Here is a 21,835-nt window from a genome sequence, read left to right on the forward strand (position 1 = left end):
TTTTGAGGAAGGTCGTTGACGCAGGCCTTAAATTGGACGCTTATCTCAGAGAAATCTTGATCCAGCAAAATAGTACGTTCTAAAGCTTCAAAATAACGACCCAATTCCCAAAAATAAGTCACCGTTTGATTCTCTTGTTCCATAGCCGCATTACAGGCTTGTAGCTGTAAAGTCGCCGCTCGATATGTGCCCGCACTGGCCAAACGTTTGATTAAGTTATATAGCTCAGCCGTGTCTTTTCCAATGATGCCTTTTACTTCCTGTACATTAGTTTCAATAGCTTCAATAACCTCAGGAATCTGATTGCTCTCTAAATCTCGTAATACCGCTAATTTGTACAGTTCAGGGTTGGACTCATCGGCAATTACCACATTTGCGCCTATTCCCAAGCGATTAATAAGCTGATGTATCTGACTAGAATTCAATTCATTACGAACAATTTTCTTCATTATTGCATCATAATAGTGCAGTCTTTCACTATATCGGCCCAACCAAACCAAATGGTTGGCTCTAGATAGCAATAAAATGATAGGGGCATCAGGTGTATTGTCGTAGCCAACTTCAACAGGATAAGAGGTGACATTAAGGTATGACGCATGGCGCATTGCCGCTGAACCTGCAAAACCATTGTCACTATAGGCATCACTATTAGATTTCGAGACATCGCTGTCATCAAGTTGTTCTTGAGTTAAATCAATGACCCAAGTGTCTTTGATACCGCCACCTTGTGAGGAGTTGACCACCAATGAGCCTTCTTTCATAGCGACTCGAGTAAGCCCCCCAGGAACAATATCAACCGAACCGTCCCCATGACTTAAGATAAATGGACGTAAGTCAATATGCCTTGGCGCAATACCGCCATTGACGGTGGTGGGATTGGTCGATAGTGAAATAGTAGGCTGGGCGATAAACCCTGCAGGATTATCAAGTAAACGCACTCGGTAATCTTCAATCTCTTGTTCTGTCGAAGTAGGCCCAATAAGCATGCCATAGCCACCTGAACCTTGGGTTTCCTTGACCACTAACTTATCTAAATTTTCTAAGACATATTCAAGTTCATCAGGTTTGCGGCACTGATAAGTTTGTACATTGGGTAATATAGGTTTTTCTCCCAAATAAAACTCGATCATATCTGGAACGAACGGATATAGGCTTTTATCATCGGCCACACCTGTACCAGGAGCATTAACAATCACCACATTACCGGCACGATAGGCACTCATTAAACCAGATACGCCAAGGATGGAGTTGGCGTCAAACCCTAAAGGGTCCAAATAAGGATCATCAATACGGCGATAAATAATATCGACGGGTACCTTACCGCGTACCGCTTGCATATATACTTTGCTGTCTTCCACAATTAAGTCGTAGCCATGTACCAAAGGTACATTCATCTCATGTGCCAAATAGGCATGCTCATAATAAGCACTGTTAAATCGACCTGGCGTTAAAATAACAATTTGCGGATCATATTTATCTGTTGCACTGGCCAAACAGGCTTTTAAGCGCTCAGGATAGTCATCGATGCTTAATACAGAAGCCGACTCATATAAGTCTGGCAATAACATTCTTGAGATATTACGACTTTCAAGCATATAAGAGACGCCAGAGGGCGTACGTAAATTATCCTCTAATACACAAAACTTGCCCGCTTCATCACGGATTAAATCGATACCGCTAATATGAGAATAAACCGGTTTTTCCAAATTAATATTCATCATCCAAGGTTCATAACAACCACTGGCATAAACATAAGAATCAGGCACGACACCAGCTTTCATAATGCGCTGCTCATGATAGATATCATCTAAAAACATGTTTAACGCATTAATACGTTGCTTACACCCAGCTTCCACTTGTTGCCATTCTTTGGCGTCTATTACCCTTGGAATAATGTCGAAAGGAATCATTCTTTCGATATTTTCTGCATCACTATAAACGGTAAAGGTAACGCCTTTGCGATAAAAAATGTCGGCTGCTTGATCGTTATATTGAGCCAATCGTTCAATGCCAACTTTATCCAACCACGTACCAATTTTTTTGGCCACTGGGCGGTATTGAGTCGTTGTGGCTTTTAACTCATCAAAACTTGAACGAGAATAAAAGTCTTGAGAGAATTTTTGCTGAGACTGAGACTGAGACTGAGACTGAGACTGAGACTGAGACTGAGACTGAGACTGAGACTGAGACTGAGACTGAGACTGCTGTTCTTCATTTTTTTGGGTAGCGGGTTTCGATGTTTCTTTATTAGTTTCTGCCATGCTACACCTCCTATTATTTTCTTATTACTAACTGTTAAATACTAAACAACATTATTAAGCTGCACTATTAAAGGGCATTATTACTGTCCTTACCCAAATTAATTATTGCAAATGCAGTACCAGAACTTCTTTTATATGCCATATTCAGGATAAATATGGTTGTATATTTGATACTTTGGTATGATGATTTGATTGCTTTGGTCATATGTTGTTCATAAGTAGTGCTTATCAAGGAGGCAAAACATCATGGAATTTGATATTAATTTTCAGCTAATGGGCTATCATTTAATACAGCTGGTTATCGCTTTCTTGTTGTCATTACCCATCGCTTTAAATCGTGAAATGAAAGACAGTGGTGCTGGCCTTAGAACCTTTCCTTTGGTTACCATTGCCTCTTGTGCCTTTATGCTAGTCGGTATGGATATTTATAAAGGGGATGCAGAAGCCCGTATAATGTATGCCATTATCACTGGTATGGGCTTTATTGGTGGCGGCGCTATATTCAAAAGTGAAGAAGGCGCTAAAGGTACTGCTACTGCCGCCAGTTTATGGAATACAGCGGCTATAGGTATATCGGTAGCGACCGGTCGTTATGAAATTGCCATCATATTATCTATCGTTGGATTTGTTATCTTGCAGTTCTCTGAACCCTTTAAAGTCAAAAATAGATAGGAATAATGAATAAATCAGAAACCAAGTGGTTAAAAATTTTGGCCATGGCTTGTACTGGATTCGGGGCTATAATTTTGCCGAGTTGCAGTGTTTATAGTACTAACTCAGTTCAATCTCAGAGCCAATCTATCTTATCCTCTAAAGCCAATCAACCAATGGAAGTGGAGGTCATTCGTCATATCGGCTATCCGACTGACAATGGCGTAAGACAGAAGGGAAGTGTGCTTATCGGCGACCATCACTCCTATTTAATTTCGACAGGCAGTGATGCGTTAACTCTATTAACCGAGTTACCTTCAAAAAACCTACATATACAGCAGCCTATACGAATTAACCACTATTCTGATAATAGTGTGCATATCGATTTAAAGTTTAATTATCAGAAAACCAGCGGTTCATATAGCGAAAATGAGCAGGCTATTTTGTCGCAAATTTGTCCAACGAGTTTAACCACTAGTTTAAGTCCTAGTTTGACGGGTACTTCGCTCAACAATAATTCGCACAATACTTTGAATAGCACTTTAAACAACACGCTCTCTAATCCACAAAATACTTGCCAGCTTACTCTGCAAGGTGGTATGTATGCGCCGATTAGTCGGGCCAATTTAAATAACTCGTCTATAAAGAAGGATGCCAATTTAAAGTTAGACCAAGGCTTAACGGCTGAGATATATACTATTAACAGCAAACGGGCTAGAACGCCTGCTGAAATAGCGGTTATTCCTTGGAAAGTTGTTGTTGAGACATTAGAGCTACCTTTAGAGATACTCTCTATTTTTAAATAGCTTTATCTTCAAAAAATGTCAGCTATAACTATAAATAGAAGACAAAGATAGTACGCACAAAAAAGGGTGAACAGTATACTGTTCACCCTTTTAATTTATTTGCTATTGGCACAGATAGGTTTAGTTTAGTTCAACATACCAAATGCGACTAATGCATTAGCAACACGCTTATAACCTGCAATGTTGGCACCTGACATATAGTCAATGCAGCCATCGCAAGTGAAGCCATATTCTTCAGAAGCCGCCGCGGCATCATCATGGATGTTTTTCATAATGACTTGAAGTTGATTATCAACGTCTTCAAAAGTGCGGTACTGACGTACTGAGTTTTGTGACATTTCTAGACCAGACACAGCAACACCACCCGCATTGGCTGCTTTGCCAGGTGCATAGTGCATTTTTTTCTCACGAACGAAATCAATGGCTGCGGCGTCTAGTGGCATATTAGCGCCTTCTACTACATAGCGAATACCATGATCATACATAGCTTCTGCATCTTCTGCAGTCACCTCATTCTGAGTAGCACAAGGGATAGCGATGTCACCATCGAATCTCCAAGGTTTTTCGCCTGGCAGCCACACACCGCTACCACCAAATACTCTATGGTACTCAAATAAAGGCTGACGATTGGCTTTTTGCTCTTTCACCCAATCTAGCTTCTCTTGATCAAAACCAAACTCATCGTACAATGTTCCTTTAGAGTCTGATAGGGTAATGACTTTTGCACCCAAAGCGATGGCTTTCTCTGCTGCGTGTACTGCAACGTTACCGGCACCTGATACTAGGACAGTTTTGCCTTCCATTTGATCATTGTTTGCTTTAAGCATGTTCTGTAAGAAGTAAACCGCACCATAACCTGTGGCTTCTGAACGACATAAGCTGCCACCGAAGCCCACACCTTTACCGGTCAATACCCCTGTGTATTCATTAGTAAGGTTTTTATACATCGCAAACATGTAGCTAACTTCTCTACCGCTCACACCGATGTCGCCTGCCGGTACATCCATATCTTTACCGATGTAACGATAAAGCTCGCGCATGAAAGCATAACAAAAACGACGGATTTCGCTGTCTGATTTACCATGAGGGTCAAAGTCTGAACCACCTTTAGCGCCACCCATCGGTAGGCCGGTCAGAGCATTTTTAAAGATTTGTTCAAAACCTAAGAACTTTAGAATAGATTCGTTAACGGTAGGATGGAAACGGATGCCGCCTTTGTAAGGACCTAAAGCATTACTGAACTGAACTCGCCAACCACGGTTGATTTGGATATTACCTTCATCATCTTCCCAGTTGACACGAAAACTAATAATACGGTCGGGCTCTGTTAGGCGTTCAAAAACTTTGTGCTTAGCAAAGCGTGGATCGCGATCATATACAACGTCAATAGTGCTCGCTACCTCTTTTACCGCTTGAATAAACTCAGGTTGGTGTGGATAGCGTTCTTCAATGCGTTCAATGACGTCTTGCATGCTCATAGGCCCTGTCCTTATCAGATTAATTACATGTTTGTTACACTAAAAAAATACTGTAATTTAATAATAAATTCAACAATTTTTTATACCTTACAGTTCAGTCATTACTAAATGATATGTTTATAATTAGTAAAAGTTATTAAAACTATGATTTCACTGTAAATTCGATCCCTAAAAAGGGGAGTCCCTTACTTTCATTATAGGACAGATTTACGATTATTTCTTAAAATATAAAAATGTAAATCTTAAAAGTGAATCTTGAATATGATTGTTAATACAGGATTGTTAATACAGGCCTCGACCATCCTCAGGTTTTAAGCGTAAAAATGACAGTCCCGAGATAATAGTAATAACACCCAACACATAATAGGTGGCATGGAAAGCACTAATAATTTCAAAATTTAATCTATCACTAAAGACCGTCAATATAGCGGCCCCAAATGCAATACCGAAGCTAACTGCAAGCTGCTGGTTAACGGCCATTAAACTATTGCCGCTACTGGTTTGAGAGCCTTTAAGGTCGCCAATAGTGATGGTATTCATGGCACTAAATTGCATTGAGTTACACGCACCCATAACCACCAACAACGGTGCGATATAATACCAAGGCATTGAGGCATCTAGCTGAGCCAGTAAAATGATTAAAGTACCCAAAACCGTAGTATTGATAACCAATACTTTGCGGTAGCTGAAGCGCTGAATAATTTTACTCACCCAAGGTTTGATGCCCATGGCACCTACTGCAATAGGGGTCAATAACCAGCCTGCCTGCGATGGCGTATATTTAAAAGCCACCTGTAGTAGTAGTGGTATCAAATAGGGGACTGCACTAATTCCAAGACGGGTAAACAAGTTACCGGTAATCCCAATTCTAAAGGTACGGATATCAAATAATGACAAGGGAAAGATAGGGTTAGTGGCTTTGCGTGCATGACGGGCATACATCAGCAATAAGCTTACGCCAATTGCCACTAGGCTAACGCCCCACAACGCCTTATCTGGTTTTGACAGCAATTCAACAGCAAGCGTTAGTAGACCGGCCGCGATGGCAAATAATCCAAAACCTAACCAATCCAACTTGCCCGCCGCTTCTCGCAAGTCTGGGACCAATTTAAAGCCGATTATCATTCCTAAGATTCCCATAGGAACGTTTATCAAAAATATCCAATGCCAACTGGCATACTGTACTAAATAGCCACCCACCAACGGTCCTACAAGCGGTGCAATTAGCGCCGGGATTACAGCAAAGTTCATAACCGTCAGTAATTGATTGCGAGGATAGGACTTTACTAAGATGAGACGCGCAACTGGGGTCATCATAGCACCGCCAATGCCCTGAAGGATGCGTGATGCCACTAAGATATCGAGACTGGAGGACATGGCACAAAATATTGAGCCAATGCTAAACAGCACAATCGCGCTTAAGAATACTTTGCGAGTGCCGTATTTGTCAGCCATAAAGCCACTTATCGGGATAAATATGGCTAGAGTTAAAGCATAGCTGATAACTGCCCACTGCATTTTTAGTGGAGATTCGCCTAAGGCTAGCGCCATTTCTGGCAAAGCCGTATTTAAGATGGTGGCATCTAAAATTTGCATGAATAAAGCCACTGCCAGTACATAAGGCAAAAATTTGGCTTGAGAGGGTGATAGCTTAAATTTAGGCTCTGTATCAAGTACGGCCGAAGAAGACTTGGAAATAGAAGTATCTTCGGCATTAGGGAGGTTATTGGGCATAGGACGACCTAAAAAATTAGGTTTAATTAACTGAAGGAGGATTTAATTTATTAAACAGTAAACAGCTGTCTATAATATCATGAAGCCGTTACTCGCTATTTAGTGTTTTAGTTATGGGGCGACCGTTATAAATACTAACGGTCTAAAAACGTTAAATGACGACAAAGACTATCAATAACAGGAGCAGGCTGTTTGACCCAGATACTATGCGGATTGCCTTTGGTAGCTAGCAGGTTATCCTCCAATTTAACGCTTACTACCTTGGATTTGGTACACAAGTTTGCCAATCCTTGCATTGACGTCATCGGTGCAAAATGGTCGCCCTCAATATTAATATATAACCCTTTACTATCTTTAGACGTCATCGGTATGGTCATAAATTTAAACGTACCGGTTAAAGCTGTCTGGCACCACTGCTGCATTAGAGTCTTCGCTTCCTTATCGCCAAATCCAATCTTATAGCCCGGTAGATAGCCATAAATTTTTAACAGTATTTGGATAGCGGTTACTGCTGAGAGTACCCTTAATTGACCACGGCGGTCTGACCAGTTTTTGTAATGCACATTACCCGTGGCGATTCCGATAAAGGGTTGACCAGAGCTGGCAGAATATAGGGTGGCTATATGCCCGCCTAAACTATGTCCTACCAATATAATTCGATTATCAGGATATTCAGTTTGAGCTTTATTAATGAGCTTGGGAATAAAGTCTGTCACTAGGTGGTTATAGTCATAATCTATCCCTTTTTTAATGGTGGGTTTGTTTTCACCACAGCAAGGATAGTCTGCACTAAATACCGTAAACCCTTTGGCAGACAAGCCTTCGATAAACTTCTGGTATTTGTTACGGGTGACCCCCAGCGCATTTAATAAAATTAGGGTGGTGTTACGGTTCACTTCATTGGTTTGGTGCGAAGCGTCTAACGAGAGAGTAGATAAGGCAGGGGTGATGTGCACTTTGACAGGATACGTCCCTTCTTCAGTGTTAAATTGAAAACTGCTCATATAGATTGTCCGTAATCAGTGGTATGAAAGTCCTAGAGGCTTAGGTTTTCTAGCCTAAAGTCAGAATAGCAACTCTTATGGCTATAATCCATAGCAGCAAACAGGATAAAAAGTACAAAGTGAATCGATACGACACCTTAATAAATGCAACATATTCATTCTTGATTCCATAATGTACACTGATATTCTGAATAGCATCAAATGTTGTTGACTGAATTTGGCTTAACCAAGACTTACTATCGATCATTAGCCCTGATTAGTTCAATAACATAGCTGGTTCAACAATATTTAGGCTAATAACAATGATTAGGGAAACGCTATGACTAACCAATCTGATAATCCTATGCAAAGTAAAGAGACAACTTACACCCCGCCAAAAGTATGGCAACCGGTAGAAGGCAATGGTGGAAAATTTGCCAATACCAATAAGCCAACAGCTGGCGCTCGCCATCAGCAAACGTTACCAAAAGGCGATAATCCGCTACAACTATACTCTTTGAATACCCCCAACGGGATTAAGGTAAATATTCTGTTGGAAGAGTTGGCTGAACTAGGTGTGGCTGGGGCAAAGTATGATGCTTATAAAATAGACATCATGGAGGGCGATCAGTTCGGCTCGGATTTTGTCAGTATTAACCCCAACTCAAAAATACCCGCCTTAGTCGATTACAGTAACCCGCAAGCTCCCGTCAAGCTATTTGAGTCGGGCGCTATTTTGATGTATTTGGCTGAAAAGTTTCAGAAGTTCATACCTGATAGTAGTGACCCACAGAAGTACGCCAATTATTTAGGCTGGGTAATGTGGCAAATTGGTAGCGCCCCGTATGTGGGTGGTGGTTTTGGACATTTCTTTAGCTATGCACCATATCCCATGCAATATCCTATTGATAGATTCACGATGGAGACCAAGCGTCAGTTAGACTTACTTGATAAGCACTTGGCCGATAATGAATACATGTTAGGCGAGGGTGATGACAACTATAGTATTGCTGATATGTTGATATGGCCTTGGTATGGCAGTTTGGCACTAGATGAGTCTTATGAAAATGCCGGTGAGTTTTTACAAGTCGCCGACTACAAGCACTTACAGCGCTGGGCAAAACAAATTGCCCAACGACCTGCTGTAAAAAAAGCAGTGGCTTTAGAGCTTAAGCCGATTAAATAGCTGATTAGATAAGTGTGCAACCCTATCAAATAAAGGGTGTATAAGATAAAAATCGGGGTTGTTTGAATTAATTATTAAATAATCCCCCTATTTAAATTAGTTGTGCTATAATCTGCGCTTGCTGATTGATAACATCGCCCGCAATTGTCGTCTGGAGAAGACACCTTTTAAAATTGTTGCCGATGATTTTGCTGTTAGCCTTTCCAATAACCTCTCTAATCAATTATTAATATTAGAAGATATTGACGCTAACGATTCACCGGTAACAACCACCAAAATACGTTATTAACTTGTACATAGGATGTACTTCTTAATTTACGCTTATCTGTGTTGTACCTAAAAACTTTAACTGTGCACTACTGGCCCTCAGCATTGGCCGAATTAATAGTGGCAGTAACTTAATGGACACACATATACATGTCAAATTTAGACACTCTTTTAGACAATGCCGCAAACGAAGTAGATGGTATCGTAACCACTCAAGACTTGAATGACAAAACCCATCCAAACACCAATGTAGATATTGAAGATCAAATTACCTTTGTTGACCTTGATTTGGCACCAGAGCTTCTTTCTGCCTTAACTTCAAGTGGCTACGAGCACCCAACTCCTATTCAAGCACAATCAATCCCGCCAGCATTAGCCGGTCGTGACTTATTGTTGTCTGCGCAAACGGGTAGTGGTAAAACTGCTGCATTCGTATTGCCAATGCTTGATAAAATCATTCGCGATAAAGCAACTAACAAAGTTGTGCATACTGTAATTTTGACACCAACACGTGAACTTGCTAACCAAGTAAGTGATAGCGTTCGTCAATACAGCTCAAAAACACGTAATATCTTCAGTGTACCTCTAGTAGGTGGCGCACCTTACGGTGGTCAAATTCGTGCCCTTAATAAAGGTGTACAGATTATTATCGCCACACCAGGTCGTTTCATCGATCACATGAACTCAGGTCGTATCGACTTATCTGAATTAGATATTCTAATCCTTGATGAAGCGGATCGCATGTTAGACATGGGTTTTGCTGATGACATCGAAAAAGTAATGTCAGCTGCGCCTAAGTCACGTCAAACTATTATGTGTTCTGCAACTTGGGATGGCCCAGTCGGTAAAATTGCTGCCAGCTTTACCAATAATCCAGAACGTATTGATATTAAAGCTGAAACTAAGCACATTGATGAGTCAGTATATTATGCTGATGACTTCAACCATAAAAACCGTATTTTAGATCATTTATTGACCCAAAAAGACGTGAACCAAGCAATTATATTTGCCGCTACCAAACGTAGCTGTGAGACACTTGCTAAGAGTCTTAAAGAGCAAGGCCATAAAGCCAGCTTCTTACATGGTGATTTACCACAAGCAAAACGTACTCGTATCATCAATGATGTGAAAGCGGGCAAAATCAGCATCCTAGTAGCCACTGACGTCGCTGCTCGTGGTATTGACGTAAGTGGTATCACTCATGTATTTAACTATGATCTTCCACGTCAAACTGAAGATTACGTGCATCGCATCGGTCGTAGTGGTCGTGCCGGCCGTACGGGTATCGCTATTAACATCTGTAGCATTGATGACCGTCCACAGCTAGATGCAATCAACCGTTATCTAAAACGTACCATGTCAGTTGAAGAAATTGAAGGTATGGAACCTAAGAAAAATACCAAAGACATGCACGTAGGCGCAGCAGCCAAACGTGGTCGTGGTGGCAATCGTCGTGGTGGTCCAGGTGCGGGTAACCGTCGTGGTGGCAATGGTGGCGGTGGCTACCGTGGCAAGTCTAACGACAATGCAAGCGGTGAAAAACGTGGCGCAGGTGCCGGTGCAGGCCGTCCAAGTGGCAAGCCAGCCGGTCGTCGCTTCGGTGGCAAACCTGCCGGTAGCGCAGGTGCTGGTAAACCAAGCGGTCAACGCCGTGCAGCACCTTCTCGCTCAGGCGAAGGCCGTCCAGCCCGCCGTAGCAATAATGGCTAGTTAATTGGTTTATATCCATTAACTTGTTAAAAAAAGACCAACCTCAAAAGGGTTGGTCTTTTTTATGTTTGGTCGTTAACAGACACTTTATTTAAGCAAAGAGCTATTTATCTTAAGTCTCTTGATTTACTGTTTTCAGGCATCATTAATTCTATTATCAATTAATTAATTAATTAATTACTACATGTTCAATTTTTGAAAGCTAAAAGATTATAAAATAGAGAATATAAAACAAAGAGTATAAAACAATGAAAATTACCTATTGGTCTGACTATGCTTGTCCTTATTGTTATATCGGCGAGGTAAGGCTAGACAAAGCAATCGAACGACTTAAATTGCAAGGTGAGCTACCAGAGAACATTGAAATTGAGTTAAAAGCTTTTCAATTAGATGCCAATGCACCGCTGACTGCTAATGGTTCCACTCAACAGCGCTTTGCGAAAAAATATGGGATTAGCTATGAACAGGCCGGCCTACAAATACAAAAAATATCTCAATTAGGTGAAGAAGAGGGCATACCCTTTAATTATGCCAATACTTTATTTACCAATACTATGGATGCGCACCGTTTGACCAAGTACGTCCAACAAAACGCACCTGAACAGGTTGACAGGCTCAAGAAAGCAATTTATAAGGCGTATTTCACAGATATAAAAGAATTGGCAAACCGTGAGGTGTTAATTTCGATAGCTGCAGAGTTCGGGCTAGATGTGGATGTTGTTGCGTTACTTGAGAGTAATCGATTTAAAGATGAAGTAATTGCTGATCAACAAGAGGCAATGCGTCTTGGGGTACGCGGTGTCCCTTATTTTGTCATTAATGAGACTTATGCGATACCGGGTGCTATATCTCAACAAGATTTTGAAAATACTTTAAGACAGGCTTATAGGGAGCAACTGGCTGATAAGCAACAAGATAGCTTTGTGAGCTGTGACACTGAAGGCTGCGACATTAAATAAAAGCAATGAGTAAGCCAATGATTCATGACAGTGATATATTGAAAGATAGATAGCAAAATATTGAATTAAAGACCAGCCTTTGTCGGGCCGGTCTTTTTTTATTTAACTCAAATATGTCAATAAGCGTAGTCTAAAAGCTAATTTGAGATTAAGTCTAACACTGCGGATAGCCCACACCGACTTCAACCATATCTATACGATTTTCATCATTATTATTGGCATAAACCGCCAAGCCGCCCATCGCCGTCTCTTTATACTTGTCCATCATATCAGCACCGGTGGCTTTCATGGTGGCAATGGCTTTATCCAAAGACACATGATGTTCGCCATCGCCGCGACTGGCCAAACGAGCAGCGTTAATCGCTTTCACCGCACCCATGGCATTACGCTCAATACAAGGGACTTGTACTAGCCCGCCGATAGGGTCACAGGTCAGCCCTAGATTATGCTCAATACCAATCTCTGCCGCATTAGTACACTGTGCAGGAGTCAATCCCATAACGTGGGCCAGACCCGCGGCTGCCATAGAACAGGCAGATCCCACTTCACCTTGACAGCCAACCTCTGCGCCAGAAATTGAGGCGTTTTGTTTAATGATGGTGCCTATAGCTGCTGCGGTTAGTAAAAATTCACGGACACCTTGCGGGCTATAACTCGGTAGAAAATCGCGATAGTAATGCAGTACCGCAGGAATAATACCCGCTGCACCATTGGTTGGGGCAGTAACCACACGCCCACCATTGGCGTTTTCTTCATTTACTGCCAGAGCAAACAAGTCTACCCAGTCCATCGCCATTAATTTATCGCTACTACTCTGAGGGTTATCTAGTTCATTAAGCAGCTGCTTATACATAGTTTTGGCACGACGCTTAACTTTTAAGCCACCAGGTAAGATGCCTTCACCTTCGCAGCCATTTTTAACACATTGCTGCATTACCTCCCAAACCTCATCTAAATAGGCATAAATAGTCGCCTCATCTCTAATAGCAAGTTCATTGGCCATCATCACGTCACTGATGCTTAAGTTATGACGTCTACATTGAGCCAATAATTCATTACCATTGGCAAAAGGATAAGGTACTGCGCTGTCACTGGTTATGGCAACGCTGTCAGCCGCATGAGTGTCAGAAGCTTCTAATGGCTCATCCATTGTAGGCTGCTCGAATTCATCTTCGGTGGCCACAAATCCGCCGCCAATAGAGTAATAGGTTCTAGTTAAGCTTTGGCCATCAGTAGTATAAGCGCTAAAGCTAAGACCATTAGGATGATGTGGCAGGCTGCTTTGAGGATGCCAAACAATATCTTGTCCGTAGTTAAACTCAATGGGATGGTTGTCCGCAAAGTTTAGGACATTATCATTAAAGACAGGCGCTAAGTATTGATCTACTTTGGTGGTATCAATGCTATTGGCTTTAAATCCTAGCAATCCAAGAATACAGGCAGTGTCAGTCGCATGGCCTCGCCCCGTGGCTGCGAGTGACCCATACAAATCAACTTGTAATCGCTTAATATCCGCCAAATCAAAGTACTGTTGTAATTCTTCGATAAACAAGCCAGCCGCTACCATAGGTCCCATGGTGTGGGAGCTTGAAGGGCCAATGCCAATTTTAAACATATCAAACAAGCTAATCATTTTTAGGGTTCCACTTTTTTATAGATAAAAATAGTCTATTTATAGACAAATGTTTGGGTGTATTATAACTAATTGTTTGCTACTAAACCGACTATTTAGCCCACTTATTTATCACGCTTATTTGGTTTAAATCGTGACTTTACCTGTACCTTAACATCTAAAGACTACAATTAAGGAAAAGCATGAATAGAGGCATTTAACACTTAATCTGAGTAAACATGTACTGCCCAAACGATTATCGCCACAAAAACAATTTGGTTTACGAATAGTAAGGAACACCCGAGCTTGGCATTAACTTTGTTAGAATGACAAGCAGTCACTATAAAAACCCATCATAAAGGTTAAAGTCCAACCTTTAAGCCAATTCTATATAGGTTTAGGATGGCGATAAGCGTTAATAATCAAATGTAATATATAAATTCATAATAGGAATTAACGACAACATTGATTATTTCCCTATCAAACCCATCAACTGCAGATTGTTAAATTTATTACTTTTATTGATTTACTTTAGCGATAGGTTTAGATTTAACTGAACTTTAATCGAATTATTTATTTGAGGAACGGCTATGAAATACAAAGCATTGAGAAATATCACGGCGATGGCGACGGGCGCTATCTTATTGGCGGCTTGTAATCAAAACCCTTCAACTGACTCAGCTCAAGACACAGAAGCGGCAAAAACCAGCAAATCTGACTCGGATTTATTGACCCGTATTAATAATGGCGGGACCATCAATGTGGGCACTGAAGGCACATACCCTCCATACACCTATCATGATGAGCAAAACAAGCTAACTGGCTATGACGTTGAAGTTACCAGAGCGGTAGCTGATAAACTTGGCGTTAAAGTTGATTTTAAAGAGACTCAGTGGGATGCGATGCTTGCCGGCCTAGATGCCAAACGTTTTGATATGGTGGCCAACCAAGTTAGCTTGACCACCCCTGAGCGTCAAGCCAAATATGACAAAGCCGACGCTTATAGCTGGTCCGGTGCTGTGGTATTGGCCCCAAAATCAGACAGCCGCTTTAACTCGTGGGAATCGCTAAAAGGATTAAAATCTGCACAATCACTAAGCAGTAACTACGGTGAGTTGGCACAAAAATACCAAGCAGAGGTTGTTCCCGTAGATGGTATGGCTCAAGCGGTTGAATTGGTAAAACAAGGTCGTGCTGACTTTACTCTAAATGACAACTTGGCGGTACTAGATTACCTTAATAAATTCCCAAATAGTGATTTAGAAATCAAACTAAAAGCACCAAAAGAGGAAATGACAGGGTCAGGTCTGGTGTTATTAAAAGGCAATGATGAAGTGGTTGCCAAACTTAATCAGGCCATGAAAGAGCTACAAGAGGATGGTACATTAACTAAATTAAGCCAACAGTTCTTCGGTGAGGACATCAGCAAACAATGATATCCTCGCTATTGACTGCTATAAAAGATCTGCTTGCCATGCTGCCATTTATGTCGCCTGAGCGAGCGCAGATTGTTATCGAGTCTTTTTGGCCTATGCTAAAAGGCGCCATTTACTATTCAATCCCTTTGGCCATTGCTTCTTTTATTATCGGTATGGGGATTGCGCTAGTGGTGGCGCTTATCCGTGTGGTGCCTCGTAATGCGCTGTGGCATAAGATTGCTTATCGTATTGCACGCGTTTATGTCTCTGCCATACGTGGCACGCCCATGCTGGTACAGCTGTTCATTATTTTCTATGGACTACCTAGCATTGGTATCATGTTGGAGCCATTCCCAGCGGCCATCATTGCCTTCTCATTAAATATTGGTGCTTATGCTTCAGAGACCGTCCGAGCCTCTATTTTGTCTATTCCCAAAGGTCAGTGGGAAGCAGGCTCAACGGTAGGGTTAAGCTATTTGCAGACGTTTCGTCACGTTATTTTGCCGCAAGCTTTAAGGGTGTCTGTGCCGCCACTGTCTAATACCTTTATTAGCTTGGTAAAAGACACCTCATTGGCGTCATTAATCTTAGTGACTGAGATGTTTAAGCAGGCACAGATTATCACTGCCCGAAACTATGAGTTTATGTTGGTATATACCGAAGCGGCACTTATTTATTGGGTAATTTGTCTGGCACTAAGCACGATACAAGGCCGACTAGAGACCCGCTTAGACCGCTATGTGGCCAAATAGCCAATACAAAAAGGCATTAGGATAACTATGATAAAAATTACCAATATTCAAAAAGCCTTTGGTGACAATGAAGTATTAAAGGGCATTGATTTAACCATCAAAAAAGGCAGCGTGGTGGTGATACTCGGTCCCTCTGGCTCCGGGAAAACCACTTTTTTGCGCTGTCTAAATGCATTAGAAGTCCCTGAAAAAGGGGTGGTTGAGTTTGAGGATGGCAGCTTGACTGTTGATTTTTCTGCCAAGCCCTCAAAGCAGCTGATGCGCCGCTTACAACAAAAATCTGGCATGGTGTTTCAATCGTATAACTTATTTCCGCATAAGACGGCCATTGAAAATCTGATGCTAGGCCCCGTTATTGCCCAAGGCAAAAACAAACAACAGGTGCGTGCTAAGGCGCTTCAGTTACTAGAAAAAGTTGGCCTGTCAGATAAAGTAGACTTATATCCGTTTCAACTTTCAGGCGGACAGCAGCAGCGCGTGGGAATTGCAAGAGCATTGGCCATTGAACCTGATCTGTTATTGTTTGATGAGCCGACCTCTGCACTTGATCCTGAACTGGTACAAGAAGTGCTAAAGACCATGCAGCAACTGGCGTCTGAAGGGTGGACCATGGTTGTGGTTACCCATGAAATTAACTTTGCGCGCAATGTGGCCGATGTGGTGATGTTGATGGAAGATGGCTACGTAGTAGAAGTAGGCCCTCCTGAACAACTATTTGAGCACTCAGAGCACCCACGTACCCAAGCTTTCTTGCAGCGCATTAAGAGCTAGGTATAAGTATAGTCGTAGACAAATTAAAGAGCTACAGCGTTAACCTTACTAAGCCCGTTCTAGTAGTACTTGAGGTAGGTTGCCTCGTATCTCATTTGGTTGGCTATGACTATAATAAATAGTTAATAGTCTTATAGAACGATAAATAGACGATAAAAAGGGTTAGTGGCAAGCCAACTAACCCTTTTTGTTGATCATAAAAATCTGGGCTAAATAAAGTTATACCTGCATCAAGAAGTTGGCCAACAGACGTTTGGCACCCTCAGTAGCAAAAGACTCTGGGTGAAACTGTACCCCTTGGATAGGGAACTGCTTATGACGAATGCCCATAATTTCCTCACCCTTGTTGACGCAGTCAATTAAGCTGTCATTTTCAAATTGCTCATTAGAGACCACTGCGGTGACTTCAAGACATTCAGGCAGAGTGTCTGCTTTTACCATTAATGAATGGTAGCGCATAATTTCAATATCCTGAGGCAACCCTTTATACACTCCTTGTCCATCATGACGAATGGGAGAGGTCTTACCATGCATGGGCACGCCCGCCCGTACCACATCACCGCCGAATACATGAGCAATACCTTGCATCCCTAGGCAAACCCCCAGTAAGGGAATAGACGGTCCCAACTCTTTTATCACCTCGCTACAGACGCCAAAGTAGGCAGGGTCCTCTGGCGAACCTGGGCCAGGGGAGATGATAATACGGTCATAGTTTTGTGATTTGATATCTTCTAGCGTAACTTCATTGTTACGTTTGACGCTAACTTTAGGGTTGCCCGGCATTTGGCTTAATTCGGTGTGCAGTATCTCGCCCACATACTGGTATAAGTTGAAGGTAAAAGAGTCGTAGTTGTCTATAATCAAAACGTTCATCAGTGTTCCTTGAAGGGTCTTATAGTCTTTTATTTATAGGGTGGTAAACGCTGTAAAACATAACGTTAATATATAGTTGTTTGATATGCCGCTACGCGCGCTTAACGATGTAATGGTTTAATAACGTATGGCTATTTGGACTCAATAAAGCTGTCCAATACCACCTTCATCGCTGACAGCTTGCGTTGAATTTCCAAATACTCATCCTCAGGGTTTGAATCATAGACGTTACCGCCACAAGTTTGTGCGTAAGCTGCCTCACCATTGATAAATAAACTGCGGATAGGAATCGCAAAAATACAATCGCCATTAAAGTTAAAAGACCCTAACGCACCGCCATAAGCACCACGCCCATCTGGCTCCAACTCATTGATAATCTTAATCGCTTCAATTTTTGGGGCACCTGACAACGTTCCTGCTGGGAAATTACTGGCCAAAGCGCTAAACATATCTTCATCAGGATGTAGCACCCCCACAATCTCAGAAGAAATATGCTGCACGTGAGAATAGCGTTTAATGTCCATTAAGCTGCGTACTTTGACCGTACCAAATCTTGCCACACGGCCAATATCATTACGGTGCAAATCGACCAACATATTGTGCTCGGCAATCTCTTTAGGATCATTGAGTAAAGCGCGTGCCAATTGACGGTCCTCAGTCTCATCTTTGCCCCGTTTAGCGGTACCTGCCAGCGGATAAGTTTCCATTTCACCTTGACGTAGGCGGAACAGCAGCTCAGGAGAAGCGCCGATAATACGCTGGGTACCAAATTTCATAAAATACATATGTGGAGAGGGGTTCACCTCCCTTAGTTTTTCATAGATAGGAATATGGTCGCCACTGATCTTATATTTCGATTTAAAGCCCACTTCGCATTGGAAAATACGTCCGGCAATAATATCCTCTTTAACCCGCATCACAGCCTCAGCATGCTGTGCTTGGCTCATACCATCACCAATGAATTCTACGCTAGGGTTGGTATAGCTAGGTATAGGAGCTTGCAGTAAAGACTTTACTTTCTCGATACGATTTTGCTGCTGGGTGGTGGTTCAAAAAGTAGGCTGAAAAAAAACAGGCTGAGAAATTGATAAAATAGTGAAATGCACATCACACTATACATCAAATGCCCAGCCTGTCTAAGTGACAATATAAAGAAAAATGGCTTCAAAAGCTATGGTAAACAAAACTATAAATGCAAAGACTGCAAACGGCAGTTTATTGGCGACCATGCCTTAACGTACCAAGGCTGTCACTCCCAAAAAGATAGCAAAATACGACATCTTATGGTTCGAGGCAGTGGCATAAAAGACATCGCTTGCGTTGAGAGAATAAGCAAAGGCAAAGTACTAGCTAACCTAAAAAAGTGTCACTACCAAATAACCCCCAAGCAAAGGCAATACGACTGTCTTGAAGTCGATGAGCTTTGGACATTCGTAGGTAAAAAGACCAACAAACAATGGCTAATTTATGCCTATCACCGTGACACAGGTGAAATTGTTGCCTATGTGTGGGGAAAACGAGACCTTAACACTGTCAAAAAGCTTAAAGCTAAGCTGAAAGCCTTAGGCGTAAGTTGTGCTAAAATCGCTAGTGATACCTGGGATAGCTTTGTTACTGGTTTTAAGGGCTTTACCCAAGTCATTGGCAAATTTTTCACGGTCGGTATTGAAGGTAATAATTGCACTATCAGACATCGAGTAAGGCGAGCATTTAGGCGAAGTTGTAACTTTTCTAAAAAGCTGGAAAATCACTTTAAAGCCTTTGATTTAGCTTTCTTTTACATCAATCATGGGTATGTCTAATGTCAGCCTACTTTTTGAACCACCACCCGTATTTTTTCTTCTAGGAATAACCGCTTTCATGCCATGTTCTATCGCTTTATCTCTGATTTTCTGCGAATCGTATCCTTTGTCAGCTATAAAATATTCTGCCTGTTCAATCACTTCTATTAGGTCGTTTGCAACTTGACTGTCGTGCACTTCACCCCCAGTGATTTTAAAATCGATCGGATTTCCATGCGCGTCCACACATAGGTGTATTTTTGTCGTGTTTCCACCACGACTGAGTCCAATTGCTCGCTCTTCACCACGCCGAGCTCCACTTGCATGTTGATGACACCGTACATAACTTCCGTCAATGAATACCCATTCTTTATCAGTTTGTGTTCGTAGGTCAAAAAAAAATTCTGCCATAGCCCTTTTGTAGACCACCGATTAAAGCGGTTATAAGCTGTTTTCCATGAACCTAGTTCGGTAGGTATGTCTCGCCATGGAGCACCTGTTCTTAGTTTCCAAAGTATGGCTTCCATTACGGTGCGGTCATTCTTCCATTGATGGCAACCGTGAGCCTTCATTGTTGTTTGTAGTTGTTCCCATATGTTGTCAGTTATTACTGTTCTCGCCATGGTTTGAGTTTCCCTGTATTTTGTTGATATATAGGGCTAAAATAGGGCTTTATCTGTATTTTTCAAATTAGGGACACGCCCTAGAAAAATATAGCCAAAAAGAGTCAAAACTATTTTAAGGTTTTGACTCTTTTTCAATGCTTTATAACAAAATGATTTGTCAGTTAAGACCGTAAGTAATGTCGAATATTAATTATTGCCGAGTTAGCGTTGCCAATAATCTTCTGGATAATTTGGCAAGTCTAATAAGGCTTGGCGTAACGCATTTGACCATTGAGCGCTAAGATCACTAAAGTAAGTATCGTGTTCATCAATACGTCGAATTTCAGGGATTTTTAGACTGTCATTCTCATAAATAATCATATCAATGGGCATACCAACTGATAAATTAGAGCGTATCGTAGAATCAAAAGATAACATCAGTGCCTGCGCAGAGTGATATAAATCAGCGTCATAAATCACAGAACGATCTAAGATGGGTTTCCCATATTTGCTTTCACCCAACTGGAAAAATGGCGTATCTGTAGTAGCCCGTATACAGTTACCCTCGGGATAAATCATATACAATTCAGTGGGCTGGTTCTTTATTTGGCCACCAAGCATAAAAGAGCTAGTAAAGTTGGCATTGTTGGGCTCATTGGCGACAGCTTGTGCATTACTGGTAATCTCACGCATGTAGCGTCCTACCAATTGAGCCGCATCAAATAAAGTGGTAACTGTATGCAGATTGGGCTCTTGGTTTTGATTAATATCATTTTGTAATTGGGTAAATACTGCTTGAGAGGTGGCCAAATTCCCCGCAGTTTGCAAAACGATAAATCGTTCACCTTCAACACCATAGGTGTAGATTTTTCGAAAAGTAGAGATGTGATCAACGCCTGCATTTGTTCGGGTATCACTCGCAAAAATCATGCCTTCTTTAAGGCGTAAAGCGGCGCAATAAGTCATATAATTCCTGTCATTAAAGAGTTCATTAATCATTACATTTATTTTTAATGATTAACAAATATTGAGGGGGTTGATAAAATTTTAAGATCACTAACCATAAAAAATGGTTGATAGATCATCAGTCGATACGGTTTACCATGACTTGGCTGTATAGGCTTTCATAACCACCACCAATACGCACACCGCGTACCGGTGCTGCATCTAAATAATCTCGTCCAATAGCGACATAGACATGATGACTAGGCTGGAATAGTTGGTTAGAAATATCAAAGGTATACCAATACCCATCTAGATAAGCTTCTGCCCAAGCGTGACTCGACATATGGTTTTGATCGGCATCATACAGATAACCAGAGACATAACGTGCTGGAATCTTTTTATCACGCAAGCACCCCAAAAATACATGGGTATGATCTTGGCACACGCCCGCCTTCATCTCAAAGCTTTCTTCGGCCGTAGTACCTACGTGAGTCACATTTGTGGTATAGGGCATTTGAGTAATGAGTGCACTTGCTAAGCCTCGTAAATTCTCGAGCGTTACTGTTTCTAAATAAGGCGCAGCGAAGTCCCGCATACTTGTCGAGCAATAGGTAAGGGGAGTCTGTACTGTAAATAGTAGATAGGGAATTTCTCCACTGTCTTCAACATATTGAGTATCGGTATTAATTTCGACAATACCGGAAGCCTGTATTTGCAAATTATCGTGTTTTCCATTGCGACTCAGCGTAAACCAAGTGTTGCCAAAACCATCCTTTTGTAAGGTAGCGAGTTTGGGTAGCATCACTGACCAAGTATGCACGATTTGATGTGGTAGAGCCATTGGCGACATTCGAATATATTGCACACTACGCTGGGCGAACTCTTTGTAGTAATAGTTGGTTTGATGATCAATACTAAGTTTCATCACTTATACTCCTTGCTGTAATAAAGCATTGAATTCTTCACTCAACAGCAAATAATCATCAAAATTCTTAGATTTAATCAGCTGATTGGTTAAACGAATAAGTTCACGCCAGCGCGTA

Annotated in this window: 17 protein-coding genes and 3 pseudogenes; 9 read left to right on the forward strand and 11 right to left on the reverse strand. The window is 41.6% G+C overall.

The genetic code is table 11. From position 1 onward, the window contains the following. On the reverse strand, positions 1 to 605 hold a 605-nt coding region (locus tag JMX18_RS13280), incomplete at its 3' end, for an alpha-E domain-containing protein (protein ID WP_265088839.1). A gap of 87 nt (positions 606 to 692) precedes the next feature. After that, positions 693 to 2,261, reverse strand: a pseudogene (locus tag JMX18_RS13285) (circularly permuted type 2 ATP-grasp protein); the annotation flags it as partial. A gap of 246 nt (positions 2,262 to 2,507) precedes the next feature. Here JMX18_RS13285 and JMX18_RS13030 point away from each other — a divergent pair. Then, a complete protein-coding gene (locus tag JMX18_RS13030; protein ID WP_007393516.1) occupies positions 2,508 to 2,933 on the forward strand; it encodes an MgtC/SapB family protein in 426 nt (141 codons plus the stop codon). A gap of 5 nt (positions 2,934 to 2,938) precedes the next feature. Then, positions 2,939 to 3,718: a hypothetical protein gene (locus JMX18_RS13035; RefSeq protein WP_007393515.1), complete on the forward strand. Its 780-nt coding sequence runs from the start codon at positions 2,939 to 2,941 to the stop codon at positions 3,716 to 3,718. Between the two features lie 125 nt (positions 3,719 to 3,843). Here the strand turns inward: JMX18_RS13035 and gdhA are convergent, their stop codons facing one another. The 3 genes from gdhA to JMX18_RS13050 all read right to left on the reverse strand — a co-directional run bounded on the left by gdhA (position 3,844) and on the right by JMX18_RS13050 (position 7,934). After that, positions 3,844 to 5,196, reverse strand: a complete 1,353-nt coding sequence (gene gdhA / locus JMX18_RS13040) for an NADP-specific glutamate dehydrogenase (RefSeq protein WP_007393514.1) — start codon at positions 5,194 to 5,196, stop codon at positions 3,844 to 3,846. Positions 5,197 to 5,478: 282 nt separating this feature from the next. Further along, positions 5,479 to 6,930: a DHA2 family efflux MFS transporter permease subunit gene (locus tag JMX18_RS13045; RefSeq protein ID WP_007393513.1), complete on the reverse strand. Its 1,452-nt coding sequence runs from the start codon at positions 6,928 to 6,930 to the stop codon at positions 5,479 to 5,481. 134 nt (positions 6,931 to 7,064) lie between these two features. Continuing rightward, complete coding sequence (locus tag JMX18_RS13050; protein WP_007393512.1) at positions 7,065 to 7,934, reverse strand: alpha/beta fold hydrolase; 870 nt, start codon at positions 7,932 to 7,934, stop codon at positions 7,065 to 7,067. A gap of 319 nt (positions 7,935 to 8,253) precedes the next feature. Between JMX18_RS13050 and yghU the strand changes: the two genes are divergently transcribed. From yghU to JMX18_RS13065, 3 genes are all read left to right on the forward strand, one after another. Beyond that, positions 8,254 to 9,099 (forward strand): glutathione-dependent disulfide-bond oxidoreductase, encoded by an 846-nt coding sequence (gene yghU / locus JMX18_RS13055; protein WP_007393511.1) that lies wholly within the window; start codon positions 8,254 to 8,256, stop codon positions 9,097 to 9,099. 486 nt (positions 9,100 to 9,585) lie between these two features. Next, positions 9,586 to 11,076 (forward strand): DEAD/DEAH box helicase, encoded by a 1,491-nt coding sequence (locus JMX18_RS13060; protein ID WP_379652736.1) that lies wholly within the window; start codon positions 9,586 to 9,588, stop codon positions 11,074 to 11,076. A 248-nt stretch (positions 11,077 to 11,324) separates the two neighbouring features. Next, on the forward strand, positions 11,325 to 12,035 hold the full coding sequence (locus tag JMX18_RS13065) for a DsbA family oxidoreductase (protein ID WP_007393509.1): 711 nt from the start codon (positions 11,325 to 11,327) through the stop codon (positions 12,033 to 12,035). A gap of 154 nt (positions 12,036 to 12,189) precedes the next feature. Here the strand turns inward: JMX18_RS13065 and JMX18_RS13070 are convergent, their stop codons facing one another. Next, positions 12,190 to 13,668 carry an L-serine ammonia-lyase gene (locus JMX18_RS13070; protein WP_007393508.1) on the reverse strand — a complete coding sequence of 493 codons (1,479 nt, stop codon included), beginning with the start codon at positions 13,666 to 13,668 and terminating at the stop codon, positions 12,190 to 12,192. A 569-nt stretch (positions 13,669 to 14,237) separates the two neighbouring features. Between JMX18_RS13070 and JMX18_RS13075 the strand changes: the two genes are divergently transcribed. Genes JMX18_RS13075 through JMX18_RS13085 form a run of 3 tightly spaced genes read left to right on the forward strand, consistent with a single transcriptional unit; the run spans position 14,238 to position 16,588 of the window. Next, complete coding sequence (locus JMX18_RS13075; RefSeq protein ID WP_007393507.1) at positions 14,238 to 15,083, forward strand: amino acid ABC transporter substrate-binding protein; 846 nt, start codon at positions 14,238 to 14,240, stop codon at positions 15,081 to 15,083. Continuing rightward, positions 15,080 to 15,817: an amino acid ABC transporter permease gene (locus JMX18_RS13080; protein ID WP_007393506.1), complete on the forward strand. Its 738-nt coding sequence runs from the start codon at positions 15,080 to 15,082 to the stop codon at positions 15,815 to 15,817. The genes JMX18_RS13075 and JMX18_RS13080 overlap by 4 nt, the downstream gene beginning before the upstream one ends. A 27-nt stretch (positions 15,818 to 15,844) precedes the next feature. Next, positions 15,845 to 16,588, forward strand: coding sequence for an amino acid ABC transporter ATP-binding protein (locus JMX18_RS13085; protein ID WP_007393505.1), 744 nt, complete (start codon positions 15,845 to 15,847; stop codon positions 16,586 to 16,588). Positions 16,589 to 16,807: 219 nt separating this feature from the next. On the opposite strand, the gene JMX18_RS13090 is transcribed toward JMX18_RS13085, so the two are convergent. Then, positions 16,808 to 17,461 carry an anthranilate synthase component II gene (locus tag JMX18_RS13090; protein ID WP_007393504.1) on the reverse strand — a complete coding sequence of 218 codons (654 nt, stop codon included), beginning with the start codon at positions 17,459 to 17,461 and terminating at the stop codon, positions 16,808 to 16,810. A 131-nt stretch (positions 17,462 to 17,592) separates the two neighbouring features. After that, positions 17,593 to 18,507 (reverse strand): annotated as a pseudogene (locus tag JMX18_RS13095) (anthranilate synthase component I family protein); the annotation flags it as partial. A 54-nt stretch (positions 18,508 to 18,561) separates the two neighbouring features. On the opposite strand from JMX18_RS13095, the gene JMX18_RS13100 reads away from it, so the two are divergent. Beyond that, positions 18,562 to 19,263 (forward strand): IS1 family transposase, encoded by a 702-nt coding sequence (locus JMX18_RS13100; protein WP_201588367.1) that lies wholly within the window; start codon positions 18,562 to 18,564, stop codon positions 19,261 to 19,263. Positions 19,264 to 19,293: 30 nt separating this feature from the next. Here JMX18_RS13100 and JMX18_RS13105 read toward each other — a convergent pair. The 3 genes and pseudogenes from JMX18_RS13105 to JMX18_RS13115 form a co-directional block, all read right to left on the reverse strand. Then, a pseudogene (locus JMX18_RS13105) lies at positions 19,294 to 19,865 on the reverse strand (IS5 family transposase); the annotation flags it as partial. A gap of 204 nt (positions 19,866 to 20,069) precedes the next feature. After that, complete coding sequence (locus tag JMX18_RS13110) at positions 20,070 to 20,813, reverse strand: peptidase (protein WP_044297934.1); 744 nt, start codon at positions 20,811 to 20,813, stop codon at positions 20,070 to 20,072. A 118-nt stretch (positions 20,814 to 20,931) separates the two neighbouring features. After that, a complete protein-coding gene (locus JMX18_RS13115; protein ID WP_044297933.1) occupies positions 20,932 to 21,717 on the reverse strand; it encodes a transglutaminase family protein in 786 nt (261 codons plus the stop codon). Positions 21,718 to 21,835: the final 118 nt, after the last annotated feature.

This window comes from Psychrobacter jeotgali (genome assembly GCF_904846315.1).
GTDB lineage: Bacteria > Pseudomonadota > Gammaproteobacteria > Pseudomonadales > Moraxellaceae > Psychrobacter > Psychrobacter jeotgali.